Origin of the sequence: Brevibacillus sp. AG, from assembly GCF_028369215.1 — a bacterium.
Lineage (GTDB): Bacteria > Bacillota > Bacilli > Brevibacillales > Brevibacillaceae > Brevibacillus > Brevibacillus porteri.
In genome coordinates this window covers 84,133-102,563 of record NZ_JAQMYO010000009.1, presented here as the reverse complement: position 1 = coordinate 102,563, position 18,431 = coordinate 84,133, and the positions used below count along the sequence as shown (strand labels likewise).

The following is an 18,431-nucleotide window of genomic DNA, read 5'->3' as shown; positions in this document are numbered from 1 at the left end:
ATCGTCCCTTTCCCATTTTTTTGATTAACGTCCACTAGCTTTCCCGATACAACCACACATCTCCATCTTGGCGAGAGCCACTTCTTTGACCGCCTGCTTGGCCTGCTTCATATAGGTGCGCGGGTCGTTTTCCTGCGGGTTGTTGTCAAATACGCCCTTGATCGCTTGTGAAAACGCGATACGCAGCTCTGTCGCTACGTTCATTTTTGCCATGCCGAGCTGAACCGCCCGCTTCACCTGCTCCTCGGGAATTCCCGAACCGCCGTGCAATACAAGCGGCACAGAAACACGACGAGCAATCTCTTCGATACGAGCAAAATCAATGCGCGGCTCCCCCTTGTAAATCCCGTGAGCCGTACCAATGGCCGGAGCCAACGTATCTACGCCAGTCAACTCGATAAATCTTTCGCACTCGATCGGGTCAGCCAGTGCAGCATCTGCATCGTCCACGACGAGATCGTCCTCCACGCCCCCGACCTTGCCGAGCTCTGCCTCCACATTGACACCGCGCTCCCTAGCCAGCTCCACTACACGCCGCGTCATCTCCGCATTTTCCGCAAAAGGATGCATCGACGCATCGATCATGACCGATGTATAACCCGCTTCGATACATCGCACGATCAGCTCCTCTTCATGACAATGATCCAAATGCAGGGCAATCGGCACCCGGGCCTCTTCTGAGGCTACCCGGGCAATTGCTGCTACATACTCAGGTCCGAGATGCCGAACCGTTCCGACTGTGGTCTGTAAAATGAGCGGTGCGTTTGCTTCGCAAGCCGCCTCCACTACTGCTTGGAGCATTTCCATCGTGTGTACGTTGAATGCCCCCACACAATATCCTTGCTCCCTTGCTGTGCGCAGCATCTGTGTCGATGATACCAACGCCATATCAATCCCTCCGTTTCCTTTCTGATCTGGTAGTTTACCTAGTCACGCCCTGCAAGCTCGCCAGCTCCAAGTTGATGCCCAGCTCCGCGTACTTACTGACAAGATGCTGCGCCGCCGCATCCGTAATAATCCGATCTACTTCGGACAACCCGGCGAACTTCGCCAAATGCGTCTCTCCGAACTTGCTGTGGTCGGCCAGCACGTAGACCTTTCTGGCGCGTTCCATCATGACTTGGTTGATTTGCGCTTCTGCCAGATTGAGCGTCGTCAGCCCGTTTTCCGGATGAACCCCATCTGCCCCGATAAAGCATTTGAAGACAGAAAGTCCTCGCAAATTGTCCGCTGCGACAGAACCAACGAGCGCAAAGGATTTGTGGCGCATCTCTCCACCGATCAAGATAACGTGATGCTTGCCTTGACTGTTCAGCTCCATGGCGATGTTGACCGCATTCGTCACGACAGTCAGATCATTCAAGCCGCGCAGCAGCTTGGCGAGCTCCATCATCGTTGTCCCTGCCCCGAGAATAACCGTGTCCCCCGGCTGGATGTGCGACAGCGCTTGATGGGCAATCGCTTGCTTCTCTTCGCTTTTCTCTTCCAGCTTCTCTGTAAAACTGCGCTCCAATGGCAAGAAATTCGTAATCGTCGCGCCCCCGTGAATGCGCGTCAAGAGACCATCGTTTTCGAGCTTGATCAAATCTTTTCGGATCGTTACTTCAGACACATCCAGCGCCAGACTCAATTGGCTGACGGTTACGCTCTGTTCTGCTTTCAATTGTTCGAGGATCTTGCTGTGCCGTTCGGCTGCCAGCATAGGACTTCACTTCCTTACGATCATGAATTATCTTGTTTCGTTTTGTTTCTATTTTCCTTTCGTTTACTTTCACTTCGATCTTAGCATTGTAGAAAAACGGATGTCAAACAAGTTATGAAATTTTCCGAAAATAAAACCAGCCTGCTCTGGTTCTAGACCAAAACAGACTGGTTGGTTGCCGCTTTACCCGATATCCCGACTTTCCAGCATGAAATCAATAAACTTCTTATGTGCCCGTGAAAGCCACTTGTTTTTATGGTAGGCAATTTGCGCATAGAATAACAGCTCTTCCTCGCACGCTATCATTTTCACTTTTTGCTCATTCAACAAGGCTTCGACGCTGATAGAGGGCATCAAGCTCACGCCTAGCCCGTTCGCCACACTCTGCTTGATCGCTTCCATACTGGAGAATTCCAGGTGGTGCTTCGGCTTGATCTCCCTTTTTTCCAAGAATCGTTGAAAAAACCGCCGCAGAGCACAATGCTCTCCGCTGAAAATCATACATTCCTCGCCAGCATCCTCTATTTTTTCAAACGAATGATCACGCCCCCCGATAAAAACCAGCCGCTCGGTAGAGAACTGCTCCACGACCAGATTCGGATCATCGAGCTTTGGCTCCAGCGTGATCACGATATCCAATAGACCTTCATGCAGCTTTTCCCGCAAGCGTATGCAGTCGTCCATCACAAATGAAATATTTACGCCCGGATAGCTCGCTCTGTACTTGGACAAAATGTCGCCCAGCCGATAGATCGTAAGCGTCTCCGAGGCCCCGATGCGCAGCTCGCCTTGCAGTGATTGCTCATTCGCCGATATATCCTTGATCTTCGCATACGAAACCAGCAGCTCCTCGACATACGTGTACAGCTCGCGGCCATAAGCGGTCAACTGAATTTTCTTTCCCAATCGATCAAACAGAGGGACACCCATTCCTTCTTCCAACTGCTGAATATGGGAGGTGATCGTCGCCTGTGAATATTGCAGTGCTTGTGCGGCCTTCGTAAAGCTGTTGAAATCGACGACTGCCTTAAAGGTTTGAAATTGGCGAATCTCCATGCCCGCTCCCCCTTGCCCGCATATTTATTATCAGAAATCCTGAAGATCATCTTCAGAACTTTCATTTTTACTAATAACTAATGATAGCATATGATTCTTGGTAAGTACCGGTACGGCTTGAACGATTCGAATATAGGAGCTGATTTTCGATGAAAAAAGTGTGCTTGTTATTACCGAATGGTTTTGAAGCAGTAGAGGCTAGCGTATTTACAGATGTGATCGGCTGGAACAAGGAAGAGGGCGACGGAACAACGGAGCTGGTGACGGTGGGAACGCGCAAAGAGCTGAAATGCACGTGGAATTTTACCGTAATCCCCGAAATGGTGATCGACGATGCGGATGTAAATGACTTCGATGCACTGGCACTGCCTGGCGGTTTTGAGCATGCAGGCTTTTATGAAGATGCCTATCGCGAGGACGTCCTTGCCTTCATTCGCGAATTTGAAAAGCAAGGCAAAGTGATTGCCTCCATCTGTGTCGGCGCACTTCCCCTCGGGAAAAGCGGGATTTTGCAAGGACGAAAAGCAACGACCTACAACCTGAACAACCAGTTGCGGCAAAAGCAACTAGCTGCGATGGGTGCCAATGTCATCCCTGACCAATCCATCGTCATCGACAACAATATTATCACCTCGTACAACCCTTCGACCGCTTTTGATGTGGCATTCACCTTGCTGGAGTCGCTGACATCCCGCGAAAACACCGACAATGTGAAACGCTTGATGGGGTTTCTTGTATAATAAAACCGGCATTCTGCCCAGTGCTCCTGGGTAAATGCCGGTTTCTTTCTGCTATTTAACGAACAAGCTTGCCAGCGCTCACTGTGTCTATATGAATCAGAATATCAAATGTTTGCCCAAGCGCAGTTGTTACAAGGTTTGGTTTGTTTGGATTAGCAGAACCGAATCCGTTCAAAAACGGCCGTTCTTCCTCTAACCATTTTTTGGTGAGACCTGTAGCAGTCCGTAAATCAACAAAGTATTGATCCTTTGAGACTTGATCCAGAGTGTGATTGGATGTTTTTGGATCACTCGATTCAATGGTAACGGGAACAATTTTATTTTCAAGGTTATACGCGTTGAAATCGCCTTTCCCGAATGAAGTTCCAATCGTTACATATTTTTTACCATAATGATCCAGCAAATGCTGGCCGGCGAGTTTCGGGTATACATCCGGCACTATATTGTTCTTTGCGATGTGCCCATTGTGCCCCCATACGATTGTTTTTCCTAGCTGTTCATGAGCCCACTTCGCATTCTCAAACATCGCGATATCATGCCTCAAAAATACTTCTGATGGATTCTCCGCGAAGTTGAAATACATGCCCGTAAATTGCTCAATGACCTTGGCGTGTTGTTTGATCTTTGAGAACTCCTCGGATTGGCCGTTCAGACGCTTTTTGTTTTGTTCCAATATTTTCGTGATTTCTTTCGCTTGCTCATGATGTTTTTTCTGAATGGCCTCTGGCAAAGATGTATAGGTTTCCAGGTCCTTCGTAACTTCGGCAAGTTCCTTCATTTTTTTATCCACACGGGGCAGCAGGTCAGGCTTATATTCTTTTATATACTGTCTGATCTCATCGTATACATTTTCGCTAACGTTTTGTACATCCATCCCGACCACCCGCAGTTTCTCTTCGTTCTCCGGATCGGCATTGTACTCACGCATCCATTCCAGCATGTCTACGATTTCTTGTGTTTGAAATAGGGGCATTAGATATTCACTCGGATTCCCTTCTCCTGTGACAACATAATGATCGAGTTCCAATGCGTTGCCCCAGTTTTCTTCTAATACAAGGGTGGTAAAGCCCATTTCCATGACGAGAAATTCAACAATCCGGTGTTTCATCGTAAAAATTTCACGACTGCCATGATTTGCCTCACCTAAACCTACGATTGAAGCAGAACCGATCATGTCGCGCAGCGGTTCAATATCTTCAAGATCAGTCCCAGGCTCAGCGCTATTCAATTCAAAAGATTTCAGCTCTAACCATTCTTTTGGACTTAGATTTTTTGCCTTCTTCCCTTGTTGTTGTTCGCTGTCCGCCTCGGTTAATGGAGCTGCATACGTGGCATGGGCTCCTGTTAAGAGGAGACTACAAATCGATACCGTGGCGATGCTACTTTTGTAAAAGTTCATTTCTCTTTCCTCCTAACATCTTCGTTTGCCCAAAGTATGGCCCGAGCACTGCCTGTACAACAAGTAACGTTTTGTCATAAATTTCAAACGCCAAGTTACCAACGGTTTCTCCCTACCCCATATGACAATCTGTCATCAAAAAAAGCACCGGATCTTGAAGATCGGTACTTTTGAAATAACATTTCCAATGTCATATGCTGCAATCGGGGATAAGAATCGGCCATCCATCGCATTCTACCTTCTAAAGGAGTGGTGAATCATGGATAATAAAAAGCGTTCCTCTGAGCACGATCCAACGATTGCGCCAAGTATGTACGGTCATGATCCATTAGAAGAAAAAGCGACAGAAGAAGAAGTGGAAAAAGGGGATTACACAGAGGTTACGCGGCTGTTCCTCGACCGAACACCAGAAGAGTAAAGACGGGATTTCTCCCGTCTTTTTTGTCGTCTATAAGATACTCTTGGTTCGCGCCAGTTCAACTGCTTCTTCCCGATTGCTGGCACCGAGCTTCGAGTACAGATTGGAACAATAATTACGAACGGTTCCTTCCGATAAATACATCTTGGCAGCGATTGACTTGTAGCGCAGTCCTTCGGATAGATGCTGCAATATCTCTATCTCACGTTTGGTAAGCCCATTCGGATCGGGCGGGCTGTACTTTTCTAACAGCTCACGTTGGCGCTTCATCTCCTCGAAAAGCCGCGTGGCGATAGACTGGTCAATCCACGTTCCTCCACGATAGATGAGTTTTATGGCCTCAACCATTTCTCTCGGTTGAGTCGACTTCAGCATGTATCCTTGCGCTCCATATTCCATGGCCGTTCCAGCCTGTGTGGAATCTTCAAAAGTCGTCATGAGCACAACCTTCATGTTCGGCCAACGTTGTTTCATTTCAAGTAGGGCGTCAAGTCCGTTCAGTCCTTGCAAGTGAACATCCATTAACACGATATCCGGCTGGCACTGCTCGCACTGTTCTAATGCTTCTTGCCCATTATTAGCCGTCCCCACAACAATAAAGTCGGACTGCTGACTTAAAATCTGCTGCAAGCTGTCAGCAATGAGCACCTGATTGTCCACAATGAGCAAACGGATTTTTCCATGTACAGGCTCTACCTGTAAAGGAACATTACAAATGACGACGGTTCCTCGTCCTGGTTGCGAATGAACGGACAACGTACCTTGATGGATCTCAAGTCGTTCCGTCATACCATTTAAACCAAGTCCGAACTGGATCGACTCCATTCCATTGCCATTATCTTCGATTTGTAACCGGAGTTGCTGACTTTCGAAATACAGATCAACAGTGATTACGCTCGCATGACCGTGACGAACCGCATTAGTCAGCGACTCTTGCAGACAACGATATAAGCATAAGCTCAATTCTTGCATAACGAGAGTTTCACTGCCGATTACACGGAAGTTGACCGTTACCCCTGCAGCCTGCATAAAATCCTTCGTTAGTTCCCGTAGCGCCTCCCCTAACGACTGGCTCAGCTGCGCATCAGAGAGCTGGTGCAGATGCTTTCTGATACCCTCCAGGCTACGCTGTGCAATTGCGACAAGTGTATCAACCCGTTCGATCTGTGAATCAGGAACCGATGACCGGAGTGATTCAACACCGACTAGCAAAGAGGTTAACGAATGTCCAATCGTGTCATGTAGCTCATGTGACAGCCGATTACGCTCCTCGATTAGTGTGAGCTCCTCGATCTGCTTAATATGCTGCTCCAGTAATTGCTTCTGCTCATGAATGATTCTGGCTTGCTTATGAGACTGAATCAATATACCAAAAGCCAAACCCATGGCAAATCCAAAGCTGCAACTAAACATATACTCGTACGGCGGGCGATTCGTTATTAAACCGTTCAATACCGGAAAAATGACACCACATGGAATTCCCGTCCACACATACGTTTTCTGATTGCTCGCCACGCCGATAATCATCACGAGTATGACAAAAGACCACAGCAATCCTGGCGCGACATAAGCCACATATGGAGAGCATCCAGGTGACTGAATTCTCGGGACTAGCCAAGCAACCATCCACCGTGGATCAAGCTACTCAAAAACATCGGGACGAAATGAACCAACTCATTGATCAAGGAACAAAAAGCGAAAAAATCCCCGGCATAGTGGCTACTGGATTAAGAGACGGAGAATATTGGTCTCATGCAGCGGGTGTAGCCAACCTCGAACAAAAAAATCCGATGGAGTCGGACTTTACTTTTCGTATCGGAAGTGTCACCAAGGCATTTGTCGCTACCACTGTCTTACAGTTAGCGCAGGAGGAAAAGCTGAATCTGGATGACTCGATAGAAAAATGGCTGCCAGGTGTGGTACAGGGAAATGGGTATGACGGCAACAAAATCACGATTCGTCAGTTATTGAACCAAACGAGCGGAATTGCGAGCTATACGAATGTAGAAATGCGGCACGCTACCTCGTTCCCTCCATACACAGTCGATGACCTTGTACGTATGGGACTGGCAAAACCGCCTGTATTTCAACCAGGAACAGGGTGGGACTATTCCAATACCAATACAGTACTAGCTGGTCTTATTATTCAGAAGGTTACAGGGGAAACGTATGCAGAGCAGATTAAGAAACGAATCCTCGATCCGCTTCAGATGACAGATACATCCTTTAGTGGTAGCAACCCCAAAATTCCGGGTCAGCATGCCTCGGGTTATAACATGGATAAGTCCGGTAATTTGTATGATTTTACAGAGTACAATCCTTCCTGGGCAAATGCGGCGGGAGAAATGATCTCCACGGGGAAGGATCTGACCACCTTCTTCAGTGCGCTCTTAGGCGGGAAGCTATTAAATGACGAGATGATGAAGCAGATGACGACAGGTGTGGATTCCCCTCATGGTAAGTATGGACTCGGAATTTATGAGGTGAAAACGCAGAATGGGAAGAGCTATTGGGCACACGGCGGCGGCATTCATGGGTTTGAAACGTTAGCTGGTGGTACGCTAGGCGGGAAGCATGTTTTGGTGACGAACGTCAATGCAGTCGGTCCTGAACCTGTACAAGTTAATCTCGGCCTGTTCCAAAAGGAATTTAGCCGTTGAATCGAGCACTGACAGAGTAGAGACGGGATGAACTCCCGTCTTTTTCTTTTTCTATAAATTTTTTTATGGATAGATACATAAAACACAATTTGTTTTATCGATAACTCAGTCTTAGAATAGCACCTGTACCCCAATCAAAAAGTACAGGAGGCAATATAGATGGCAAAACAAATCTTGATGGTAGTTACCAATCATACCGATATGCAGGAAGGCAAAAAGACAGGAATCTGGCTGTCCGAGTTTGCGGAGGCTTATCTGGCTTTCGAAAACAAAGGCTATGAAATCACTGTAGCAAGCCCATTGGGCGGAGTTGGTCCGATTGACCCTGGCAGCGTAGACGACCAAACACCGCAAGAAATCTTGGACGCCGCCAAGCATCTGGAAAACACCAAAAAGCTGTATGATGTAACAGCAGACGGCTTCGAGGCCATTTTCCTCCCAGGTGGTCATGGCACGATGTTTGACCTGCCAGATAACCAAAAGCTCCAGCAATTACTGCGAGATTTTTATGAAGCAGGAAAAGTAGTAGCGGCTGTTTGCCACGGTCCTGCCGGGCTCGTGGGTGCGACCTTGTCCGATGGTCAGCCGCTAGTCGCAGGCAAGCGCGTGAATGCTTTCACAGACAGAGAAGAAGCAGCGACAGGCTTAGGCCCCTACCTGCCTTTCCTCCTGGAGAGCAAAATCCGTGATCTCGGTGCCATTTTTGTGGCGGCACCAAACTGGAGCACACATGTAGAAATCGACGGCAACCTGATTACCGGACAAAATCCGCAATCCACACTCGCTGTCACAGAAGCAGTAGTAAATAAATTAGGCGAATAATACACGTGAGGCTGATAGACGAAAAATATCAGCCTCCCCCCTATTCATCTTGTCATTTTCTTTATCCGAAAGGAGGGCTACTCACTACCATGGCAACAGAAAAAATGGCCCGACACTATGAACCAGCACAGGCCACTCGCAAAGGATCGACTCTCGCCCTATACGCTCTGACTCTCGGAGCATTTGCGATCGGGATGACAGAGTTCATCATTATGGGACTACTCTCTGAGGTAGCCACCAGTCTGAACGTTTCCATCCCGATGGCTGGATTCCTTATTACCGGCTATGCATTGGGTGTCGCTATCGGCGCTCCCATCATTACGATGGCTACCCACAGAATGCCGCGCAAAGCACTTCTGCTGTTTCTTATGATTCTATTTATCGCGGGAAATGCGCTAGCCGCCCTCGCACCGAACTATATGGTTCTGATGCTGGCTCGCATCCTGGCTGCTCTTACCCACGGATCGTTCTTCGGTGTGGGTTCGGTCATTGCCGCTGAGCTGGTTCCCAAGGAAAAACGCGCGGGTGCCATCGCGATTATGTTTACCGGACTGACACTGGCCAATATTTTGGGTGTACCGATTGGAACGTTTCTGGGGCAAGCGTACGGGTGGCGCTCTACTTTCTGGGCGATCACGATTATTGGGATCATTGCGTTGATCGGAATTGTCATGCTCGTTCCGAAGGTCGCCAACGCAACGTCCAGTCTGCGACAAGAGCTCGGCGTGCTCAAACGCCCAGCGGTTCATATCGCGCTTTTGATGACTGTATTCGGATTTGGTGGCGTATTTACCGCGTTTACGTACATTTCGCCAATCCTGGTGGACATCACGGGCTTCTCACCCAGCTCTGTTTCGTACATCCTCGTCTTATTCGGCGTAGGGATTACAATCGGGAATATTTACGGTGGAAAATTGGCAGACCGCAAGCTGTTTCCTTCCCTGCTCGGGATACTTGTCGCACTAGCGCTCATTCTCGCTGTGTTCAGCTTTACCGATCAAAATAAGCTTCTCACCTTGATTACCGTATTCATTTTGGGGATTGCCGCATTTGGTACCGTTCCTGGCTTGCAGCTCCACATGCTCAACACAGCCAAGGAAGCACCTACGCTCGCCTCGACCCTGAACATCGCGGCCTTCAACCTGGGTAATGCACTTGGTGCCTATATCGGGGGCGTTGTTATCGATTTTAACTTTGCAGGCGGTCTTACTGCCGTTCCTTGGGTCGCTTCGCTCGTGACGGTCATCGGAATTTTGTTTACGATATGGGGAGCACAGCACCAGCAACGTCTCAGTTAAGAAAGGATAGCCAACATGGTGGACTTTGAATGGTACCGAAGCTTTATCAGCATTTATAAGCATAGCTCCGTATCGGAAGCTGCCAGAACGAGAATGATGACCCAACCAGCCATGAGCCAGCATTTGGCCTCCCTGGAAGCAGAGGTGGGTGAGCCGTTATTTACACGAGCTCCCCGAAAAATGATTCCTACCGAGAGAGGCAAAGCGCTCTATACACAGGTGGTTCCGCTCATCGAAGCTTTGGAAGAAACCACGCAGACCCTCAAGACGAACGCGGCCACGTCTTTACCCGTGATTCGAATCGGGTCAGCGCATGAGTTTTTCCGTGAAAAATTAGCTCCGCATATTGGAAGCTACCAAATGCGCGTCATCGCCTATCTCGGAGTCGCTTCCAAGGTACTCGAATTATTACTGGAGGAAAAAGTAGATCTCATCGTCATGTCGCAAAAGCTTTCCGCGCCAGGCGTCGAATATATTCCGTACATGCAAGAGGAATTTGCTTTGGTGGCACCTCCCGATTACAGTGAACCAACGTTTGACGACAAGGAGTCTTTTGAATCGTGGCTATGCTCCCAGCCGTGGATCAGCTATGATTTGGATTTGCCGATCATCCGCCGTTTTTGGCGTGAGCATTTCCAGAAGCGTCCACAAACGCATCCGACACACGTCGTACCGGATTTGCACAGTGTGCTGAAGGCTATCGAGCATGGTGCTGGCATCAGCCTGTTGCCCACGTTCATGTTGGATGACCATTTGTCCAGAAACAAAGTAAAGATCATGTATCCGTCCTGTACTGTTTTTAATGATTTGTACTTGGCATATCATATGAAGAACCGAAATTTGCCCCTCTTGAAAGCATTAATTGAAACGATGAAGAAGACGGTTGAAAAAAAACAATAGATAAAAATAATGCCGCTCCTAATAATGGAGCGGCACATTCTTACAAACAGTTTAAAGTTTTAACATCTCGTTTATCCAAGATCTAAAGTTTTCTTGCATATTTGGATATGTTCCATCAATATTTTTCCTCAATGTCACCCACTGTAAATGCTGAGGGAGATTGCATATTTTTAATCTGAGATCATTCAACTCTCCCGTATAATCTTCTAATAGAAGCAACCGTTCACCATCTAGCGTTGCCTTTCCATATGCTTTATATTTTACTTCATTGATTACTGCAGTCGTATGCCAGTGTTTGTATGTGCACCAACGGAAGTTCCCTGGTAGACCTTTTAATTTTAAATTCAATTCTTCTATGTCTTCTTTTCTTACATAAGACCCAATTATCTCAGCATCTATTTCAATTCTTGGATCGAACTCTTTACAATCAATGGTAAGCTCATAATCTGCATTTTCTTCAGTATGATAGTGAAATAGGATATCTCTCAAGTTGTTTAAGGCAATTTCTTTGCCAAAGTATACTCCTGATTTTTTCTCCATAAATGATCCCCTATTATTTCATAAATAGTGTGCATTACCTTTTAGTCCGTACCCCACTTGGGCAAAGTTCCATTCCGAGTAATTGTATATATCTCATAGTGATCTTTTATAAAAATACCAAATAATCGACACAACATCATACTTGGATGAATAAATGGGTGTGGAAGGAAATTAAAAAACGCTTGCCCTTTTATCAATTGAGTAGTAAAGTGATAATAAGCTCAGCGAAGGGAGGCAAACTAACATGCGTAATAACACGATAGGCTCATTAATCTGGTTACGCTTGATGCGGTTTACCACCCAAAGCAACCAGCTGTCAAATGAGTTCCTAAATAGATTCGATTTAACAACAGCTCAATTCGATGTCCTGATGCAAATTAGCGTCTATCAGCCTCTTACCCAATCGGAGTTAGCTGAGAGGGTAACCGTTACCCAAGGTGGTATTTCTCGCATGCTCGTACGTCTTGAAAAAGAAGGCTACATTGTACGCAAGCAGGATTGGAAAACAAAAACGATCAGCCTTACCGAAAAAGGGGAAGCAGTACTGGAACAAGCCTTTCCTGAACAACTGGCTTTCCAATCGTCTTTCTTTGACGAAGTACTCAGCGAAGAAGAGCAAAAAACGCTATACACCCTCATGACACGCGTTCATAAGAATAGCCAAAAAAAGGAATTACCGCCTGTGTAATTTTTTTTACACCATCACTTGATTAGTCAAGTTAAATAAGGAGGGCTACCATGTACACCATTCCAGGCCATCACCATGTATCTATGTTAACCAAACACGCTCCATCGAATAATCAGTTTTATCAAAACGTATTGGGACTGCGCAGAGTGAAAAAAACCGTCAACCAAGACGATCCGTCTATGTATCACCTGTTTTACGGAGATTTGACAGGCAGTGCCGGAACCGAGTTGTCATTTTTTGAAATGCCGATGGTAGGAAAAACCGTACGCGGCACGAACGCCATCACTCGAATCGGACTGCTCGTTCCGTCACTGGAGAGCCTGACCTTTTGGAAAAAGCGCTTTGAACAACTGAATGTTCACCATGGCGAGATTACCAAGTACGCTGGCCGCGATGCCTTGCATTTCGAAGACCCAGAAGGCCTGCGAATGATCCTGATCAATAACAACGGCGAAGGAGTTCCATCGAGTTGGGCTCCATGGGACGAATCCGTGGTCGAAGAAAAGCATCGCATTTTGGGAATCGGCACGGTTGAGATTACCGTCCGCTCCTTGGACAAAATAGCCAGTCTGTTAACAGACACATTCGGTTATACCGAAGTATCACGCTCAGAACAAGAAGCCATTTATCAATCCATCCCAGGGAAATCCTTCGGAGAAATTGTCATCAAGCAGGAAGAGGGTACACCTGAAAAACCAGGACGAGGGAGTGTCCATCACTTGGCGATCCGCGTGAACAACGATGAGGAGCTGCAATACTGGGATGACGCCGTTCGAAAACGCGGCTTCCGTTCAACAGGAGTGATCGATCGATTCTACTTCAAAAGCTTGTATTTCCGTGAATCAAATGGAATTTTATTCGAAATCGCAACAGACGGTCCTGGCTTCACAGCAGATTCAACCGTCGAGGAGCTCGGGAAAGCGTTGGATTTACCTCCATTCCTCGAAGGCCGTCGTGCAGAGATTGAAGAAAAATTGACACCTATAGACTAAAAGGAGTGAATGAACATGGAACAATATCGTATCGACACCAAAAAGGGACTGGAATTCGGCTTGTATTCAATTGGCGACCATACCCCGAACCCCCACACAGGCTCAAAGATTTCTGCTGAACAACGTATCAAGGAATTAATCGAGGCAAGTAAGCTGGCAGATGAAGCAGGTATTGATGTATTCGCTGTTGGCGAAAGCCACCAGACGTATTTTACGACGCAAGCGCATACCGTCATTCTGGGTGCGATCGCACAAGCTACGAAAAACATTAAAATTGCCAGCTCTGCTACGGTATTGAGCACATCCGACCCAGTCCGCGTGTATGAAGACTTTGCTACGTTGGATTTGATCTCCAATGGTCGGGCTGAAATTGTTGCGGGACGCGGTTCCCGTGTAGGGGCTTATAGCCTCCTCGGCTACGATGTACGCGACTATGAAGAATTGTTTGAAGAGAAAATGGATTTGCTTTTGAAGCTGAATAACGAGGAACGCATTACGTGGGAAGGGCAATTCCGTGCACCGCTACAAAATGCTACGATCCTGCCGCAGCCATTAGACGGACGCCTGCCTATCTGGCGAGCAGTAGGGGGACCACCTGCGAGTGCGATCAAAGCCGGTCAAGCAGGAGTACCCATGATGCTGACAACACTCGGAGGTCCTGCCATCAACTTTAAAGGCTCCGTCGATGCCTATCGGGAGGCTGCGAAGCAAAATGGCTTTGACCCAGCTACCTTGCCAGTAGCGACAACAAGCTTGTTTTATACAGCTGACAAAACTTCTGATACGCTTCGCGAGTACTATCCGCATCTAAACGGTGGTTTTATCGCTTTGCGTGGTAGTGGATATCCGAAGCAACAGTTTGCGCAAGCTGTCGATTATCGAGATGCGTTAATGATTGGTAGCCCAGATGTCATCGTCGAAAAAATGCTCTACCAATACGAAATGTATGGGCAACAGCGCTTCATGGCGCAAATCGATTTTGGCGGCGTTCCGTTTGATAAGATTGCCAAAAATATTGAGCTGATCGCAACGAAAATCTTGCCAGAAATTAAAAAGCATACAGCAAAATAAGAACAAAAAAAGGAGTGACACCTATGAAAATCGTCGGAATTGCAGGCTCTAACGTAGGCTCGAAAACAAGAACAGCCATGGATTGGACACTCAAAAAAGCACGGGAAAAATACCCAGATGCAGAAATTACGCTGCTTGACCTAGCCGAGTACAATCTCGTCTTCAGCGACGGTCGGAATTACACGGATTACGAAGGCGACACCAAGTTCGTGACCGAAACCATCATGGGGGCCGATGCGCTTATCATTGGAACACCTACATTCCAAGCATCTATCCCAGCCACATTGAAGAACATTTTTGACCTGTTGCCCGTCAACGCTTTCAGGGATAAAGTGGTCAGCGTATTGGTCACGGCAGGAACATCCAAGCATTATCTCATGGCGGAACAACAGTTGAAGCCGATCCTCTCTTATATGAAGGCACATATCGTACCCACTTATGTCTTTATCGAAGAGAAGGACTTCAACCGCAAAGAAATCATCAATGATGATATTCATTTCCGTCTGGAGCGTCTCGTCGAGGATACGGTACTACTCGTCGATGCCTATGCACGGATTCGGGAGCAAAAAGATGCGGAGTACGATTTTTAATCGAATCAAATTTATCTCAAATTAAAGAAACTCCATACAAAGACATTTAGGCCGAAACGTGATTGCCCTTGCAAAAGCTAAGTAACCTGCCGTCCAACTACCTTAACAATGAAAAGACACGGATCTTCTTCTCACAAGGAAAGAAGGTCTGCGTCTTTTTTATTTTTCCATGATAGTTAAAATTATCCTTAGTGGATTATAATCATGAAACAACAGATGAATCACATGAAAAAGGTGGCGTGACGACTTGTGAATATTTGGAGGATACTGGACATTGATCCTACCGAAGATATTTCGACGATTAAGAAAGCCTATGCGAAAAAGCTGAAGATACATCACCCGGAAGATGATCCGGAGGGCTATCAGCAACTGAGAGAAGCATACGATCGGGCCATCAAAATGGCGAAGCAGCGTGAGAAAATACCAAAAGCAGAAGTGACATTCACAGCCGATACAGAAGCTCCTGTACAAGTGGAAGAGGATACCCCCGTTCTCACTGTTCAACGTCGGTTGTCCTTTCAACATATTGACGCCACACTGGATCGCAATAATCCGGTTGAACAGATAGACACTTTTATGGAGCAAGTAAAAGCTTTGTACGACGATTTCCCTTCCAGAATCAATCCGGAAAATTGGACAAAGCTGCTCCGTTCTGACTTAGTGTGGAATATACATCAGAGCAGAATCGTCAGTGATCGCCTGTTTCACTTTCTGCACGAGCACCACCATTTGCCCAAAAGCGTCTGGTTAATACTAGAGGATGGCTTTCAATGGCGGGAGCTTATTCAAAAGCCTTTTTATATGGACAAGCACTCGAAAAAATTTTGCCAATACTATCTGAAGCAGCTAGACGAGCCAGGATTGCGTTTTGACACTTTGCTTGCGGCGACCCATCTCGATCGTGATAAATTTTTGTCTTACCGCGATGCAGCTTACCAAGCCTTGAAAGAAAATCAACTGGAGCAAGCAAGCAACTCACTTAACGCGGCTATTGCCTTATTTGCCGATGACCCCGAATTGCTTCGCCTTCAGGGAGAGTATTGCCAACGCATCGGTGACCCGGATGGTGCACTTGACGCTTATTCCCGTATCATCAGCATTCAGCCAGACGATATCGACAGCTACCTGGCTCGAGCCTACATATGGTACCACAAACAACATGTCACCGAAGCTCAGAAGGAATGCGAGTACATCTTGTCTCAACTCCCAAACCATCCGGAAGCACTGAGCCTGCTCGGAAAGTGTGAGCTGAAGCTGGGTAAGGCGGCTCAGGCAAAAGTCACATTTGAAAAGCTGCTCGCAGCCAGTCCACACGATTACGAGGCACTCATTTTGCTCACCCAGATTCGTGGAAACATGCTGAAACAAGTCAAGAAGCTACCAGCCAAAGATCGAAAGCATGCCTTGCAGCAATTGACTTCGGAGCTGGGAGAACGGAAAGGCTTGAATAAACAAATAAAGCCGGCCATTCATTTTCAAGTAGCCGTAGCTACGGTTGCCCTTGCTCTCATCATGCTTTTTCAATCTCTTCTATACAACGTATATGTAGATCATACGAAGTCCACTCCCATTTCTAATGTAGAGCTTCATCAGAATGGACTGGTCAAATTATCATCGCCAGAGGCTTTGAAACAGATTGGACCCAACCAATTCGTTCAGGCCAAGTTAACGAATCTCCGTAATCTGAACATCTATCAATATACGAAAACAGATAAAGACGGAAATAGCTACACGACATACGAAAATTATTTGACGCTTAATGAAACCGGAGACATAAGAAAAATTACTCCTTCAGGCTACGTAGAAATCGGCTACTTGGGCGATACACCCATCCTCGTCATTACGAAGCATAGTACGATCGAGATTGAAAAAACCGGAATCTTAGAATTTGAAATGGGCCAGATAATAGATATACCGCCTAAGGTACTGGTGGACACAAAGAAAATGTTACAGCATTTGGAACTGACTCCTTTGTTCGATTTCAACAAGCTCAATCAGAATCAAATGATTGAGGTAAAGTATTTGACGATCCCGACGGTCCCGAGCCCGAGCCCGCCGTTAGCGATTTATTTCTATGGGCTGATTCTTTTAGTCTTGTGTCGTTTCTTCTTTGGTTCACTGTACAAGCTGTATATCATCACTCGATTCTATTAACAAGGAGTGAACTTTTCATACATGTTCACATTCAAGCGTAAAAAGGAAAAACAATTTCACTTCTTTACCCACAGTATGCATTCAGCTATTATGATCGGGGCAGATACGGTCTTCATCGAAACAAAAGATAACTTTAGCAAACGGGGAATAAGAGACGCAGCGAGTCAGAAAGAGAGACTATCGTGGATGCTTAAAGAAGGCGAGCGGAAAGAATTTGCCCGGCTTCACCATTTCTTATCAGCATTATCAGAATCAGGACGAGCGGAATATATCGACTCTCTGGAACCAGATCAGAATCGCCTCGGCAAGGCAATGGTCGTTCATTACTATCTGAAAAGACTCCCTGCTGAAGGGATTGCCGCCTATGATTTTGCCTGGGCCTCGTACTTGAGTGGTACGAGATGGGAAAATGGCGGCTATATCAGAAAAGAGGAAGCTCGGCAGTTTAAGCTACAGGCTGTGAGACAAGCGCAACAAGCCTATAACAGCTGGAGCGAGTTTATCACGGGATATATCGCCGGCTATCAATTTATGACTGCGCAAACATCGCTGGATCACCTGCGCCAAAATGATTGGAATTTTTCACGCTCCTTTGTTTCCAAACACGGCAGCCTATCGAAATCTAACTGGCATACAGACTTTTCAAATTTTAGCTAATAAAGAAAAGCTCTCCCCATTTTGGGTGAAGAGCTTTTTTACTTTCGTGCTACTTCTGCTTCTGTCCAACCAAACCAAAGAAAAACATATCCACCCATTGTTCCATACTCAACGTGACTCGCTCACGATTCGATGCTTCCCAATGCCGTCCCAGCTCATTTTTGTACATCGTGAAGTACATCATCATCATTTCTTCTGTCAGATCACGCTGAATATAACCTTCCTGCTTCCCAAGCGCGACGAACTTCGTAAAAAAGCGCCTGATTTTTTGCTCGTATTCGCTTTCGATTCGTTGCAGCAAACGACTTAGTTCAGAAAAGGGGGCGTTCTGAAACTCGTCCGTGAGGGTATGCAAATTCTTGGCTTCCATCAGCATGATGTCCTTTGTCTTTTCAGGAAAAGAACTCCCCGAATCGAGAATCCTCTCATACTGCTCCAACTGCTTGTCCATCCAGTTCATTAGCATGTCCGCGTAGAGCTGTTCTTTTGTCCCAAAGTAGTTATAAATGGTCGCCGGAGAAACCTTCGCGTTCTGCGCAATTTCATTTACGCTGACTTTTTGAAAGCCATGCTTGGAGAACAATGGAAAGGCGGCGCTGTATATCTGATCGATTTTGTTCTGTTTTCGTCGTTCGAATCCGTTCATCTTCTCCACCTCTTTCTGTAGTGTAGCTCAGGTTTTAGAGTAATTCAACGAATACACTACAAAATTATTGAAATGGACGGACCTCGATAGTTATAATT

17 protein-coding genes and 2 pseudogenes are annotated in these 18,431 nt (G+C 46.6%); 12 read left to right on the top strand and 7 right to left on the bottom strand.

Features of this window, described 5'->3' with window-relative positions:
- Positions 1-24: 24 nt before the first annotated feature.
- The 3 genes from fba to POF51_RS23610 all read right to left on the bottom strand — a co-directional run bounded on the left by fba (position 25) and on the right by POF51_RS23610 (position 2,758).
- Positions 25-888, bottom strand: coding sequence for a class II fructose-1,6-bisphosphate aldolase (gene fba / locus POF51_RS23620; RefSeq protein ID WP_069850059.1), 864 nt, complete (start codon positions 886-888; stop codon positions 25-27).
- Positions 889-922: 34 nt separating this feature from the next.
- Complete coding sequence (locus POF51_RS23615; protein ID WP_069850061.1) at positions 923-1,702, bottom strand: DeoR/GlpR family DNA-binding transcription regulator; 780 nt, start codon at positions 1,700-1,702, stop codon at positions 923-925.
- 183 nt (positions 1,703-1,885) lie between these two features.
- Positions 1,886-2,758, bottom strand: a complete 873-nt coding sequence (locus POF51_RS23610; protein WP_017246751.1) for a LysR family transcriptional regulator — start codon at positions 2,756-2,758, stop codon at positions 1,886-1,888.
- A 149-nt stretch (positions 2,759-2,907) separates the two neighbouring features.
- Between POF51_RS23610 and POF51_RS23605 the strand changes: the two genes are divergently transcribed.
- On the top strand, positions 2,908-3,498 hold the full coding sequence (locus POF51_RS23605) for a DJ-1/PfpI family protein (protein WP_069850065.1): 591 nt from the start codon (positions 2,908-2,910) through the stop codon (positions 3,496-3,498).
- Between the two features lie 55 nt (positions 3,499-3,553).
- Here the strand turns inward: POF51_RS23605 and POF51_RS23600 are convergent, their stop codons facing one another.
- Positions 3,554-4,897 (bottom strand): erythromycin esterase family protein, encoded by a 1,344-nt coding sequence (locus POF51_RS23600; RefSeq protein ID WP_271756203.1) that lies wholly within the window; start codon positions 4,895-4,897, stop codon positions 3,554-3,556.
- A gap of 259 nt (positions 4,898-5,156) precedes the next feature.
- Here POF51_RS23600 and POF51_RS23595 point away from each other — a divergent pair, with 259 nt between their 5' ends.
- Entirely contained in the window at positions 5,157-5,315 is a 159-nt protein-coding gene (locus tag POF51_RS23595) for a hypothetical protein (protein ID WP_167402449.1), read from the top strand.
- A 30-nt stretch (positions 5,316-5,345) separates the two neighbouring features.
- On the opposite strand, the pseudogene POF51_RS23590 reads toward POF51_RS23595, so the two are convergent.
- Positions 5,346-6,893, bottom strand: a pseudogene (locus tag POF51_RS23590) (response regulator); the annotation flags it as partial.
- Between POF51_RS23590 and POF51_RS23585 the strand changes: the two are divergent.
- The 4 genes and pseudogenes from POF51_RS23585 to POF51_RS23570 all read left to right on the top strand — a co-directional run.
- Positions 6,890-7,975: pseudogene (locus POF51_RS23585) on the top strand (serine hydrolase domain-containing protein); the annotation flags it as partial. The pseudogenes POF51_RS23590 and POF51_RS23585 sit on opposite strands and share 4 nt — an antisense overlap.
- A 159-nt stretch (positions 7,976-8,134) precedes the next feature.
- Positions 8,135-8,797, top strand: a complete 663-nt coding sequence (locus POF51_RS23580) for a type 1 glutamine amidotransferase domain-containing protein (protein ID WP_069850069.1) — start codon at positions 8,135-8,137, stop codon at positions 8,795-8,797.
- 89 nt (positions 8,798-8,886) lie between these two features.
- Complete coding sequence (locus POF51_RS23575; protein ID WP_271756200.1) at positions 8,887-10,095, top strand: MFS transporter; 1,209 nt, start codon at positions 8,887-8,889, stop codon at positions 10,093-10,095.
- 15 nt (positions 10,096-10,110) lie between these two features.
- Positions 10,111-10,995 carry a LysR family transcriptional regulator gene (locus POF51_RS23570; protein WP_069850071.1) on the top strand — a complete coding sequence of 295 codons (885 nt, stop codon included), beginning with the start codon at positions 10,111-10,113 and terminating at the stop codon, positions 10,993-10,995.
- A gap of 51 nt (positions 10,996-11,046) precedes the next feature.
- On the opposite strand, the gene POF51_RS23565 is transcribed toward POF51_RS23570, so the two are convergent.
- Positions 11,047-11,535 (bottom strand): hypothetical protein, encoded by a 489-nt coding sequence (locus POF51_RS23565; protein ID WP_271756198.1) that lies wholly within the window; start codon positions 11,533-11,535, stop codon positions 11,047-11,049.
- Between the two features lie 244 nt (positions 11,536-11,779).
- On the opposite strand from POF51_RS23565, the gene POF51_RS23560 reads away from it, so the two are divergent.
- The 6 genes from POF51_RS23560 (at position 11,780) to POF51_RS23535 (ending at position 17,687) form a co-directional block, all read left to right on the top strand.
- Positions 11,780-12,223: a MarR family winged helix-turn-helix transcriptional regulator gene (locus POF51_RS23560; protein WP_017246761.1), complete on the top strand. Its 444-nt coding sequence runs from the start codon at positions 11,780-11,782 to the stop codon at positions 12,221-12,223.
- 50 nt (positions 12,224-12,273) lie between these two features.
- Complete coding sequence (locus POF51_RS23555; RefSeq protein WP_106835536.1) at positions 12,274-13,215, top strand: ring-cleaving dioxygenase; 942 nt, start codon at positions 12,274-12,276, stop codon at positions 13,213-13,215.
- Between the two features lie 15 nt (positions 13,216-13,230).
- Positions 13,231-14,286 carry an LLM class flavin-dependent oxidoreductase gene (locus POF51_RS23550; protein ID WP_017246763.1) on the top strand — a complete coding sequence of 352 codons (1,056 nt, stop codon included), beginning with the start codon at positions 13,231-13,233 and terminating at the stop codon, positions 14,284-14,286.
- A gap of 23 nt (positions 14,287-14,309) precedes the next feature.
- A complete protein-coding gene (locus POF51_RS23545; protein WP_069850077.1) occupies positions 14,310-14,876 on the top strand; it encodes an NADPH-dependent FMN reductase in 567 nt (188 codons plus the stop codon).
- A 249-nt stretch (positions 14,877-15,125) separates the two neighbouring features.
- Complete coding sequence (locus POF51_RS23540) at positions 15,126-17,030, top strand: J domain-containing protein (RefSeq protein WP_271756196.1); 1,905 nt, start codon at positions 15,126-15,128, stop codon at positions 17,028-17,030.
- A gap of 21 nt (positions 17,031-17,051) precedes the next feature.
- Positions 17,052-17,687 (top strand): DUF1266 domain-containing protein, encoded by a 636-nt coding sequence (locus POF51_RS23535; protein WP_271756195.1) that lies wholly within the window; start codon positions 17,052-17,054, stop codon positions 17,685-17,687.
- A gap of 49 nt (positions 17,688-17,736) precedes the next feature.
- On the opposite strand, the gene POF51_RS23530 is transcribed toward POF51_RS23535, so the two are convergent.
- Entirely contained in the window at positions 17,737-18,333 is a 597-nt protein-coding gene (locus POF51_RS23530) for a TetR/AcrR family transcriptional regulator (protein ID WP_271756193.1), read from the bottom strand.
- Between the last annotated feature and the right edge of the window lie 98 nt (positions 18,334-18,431).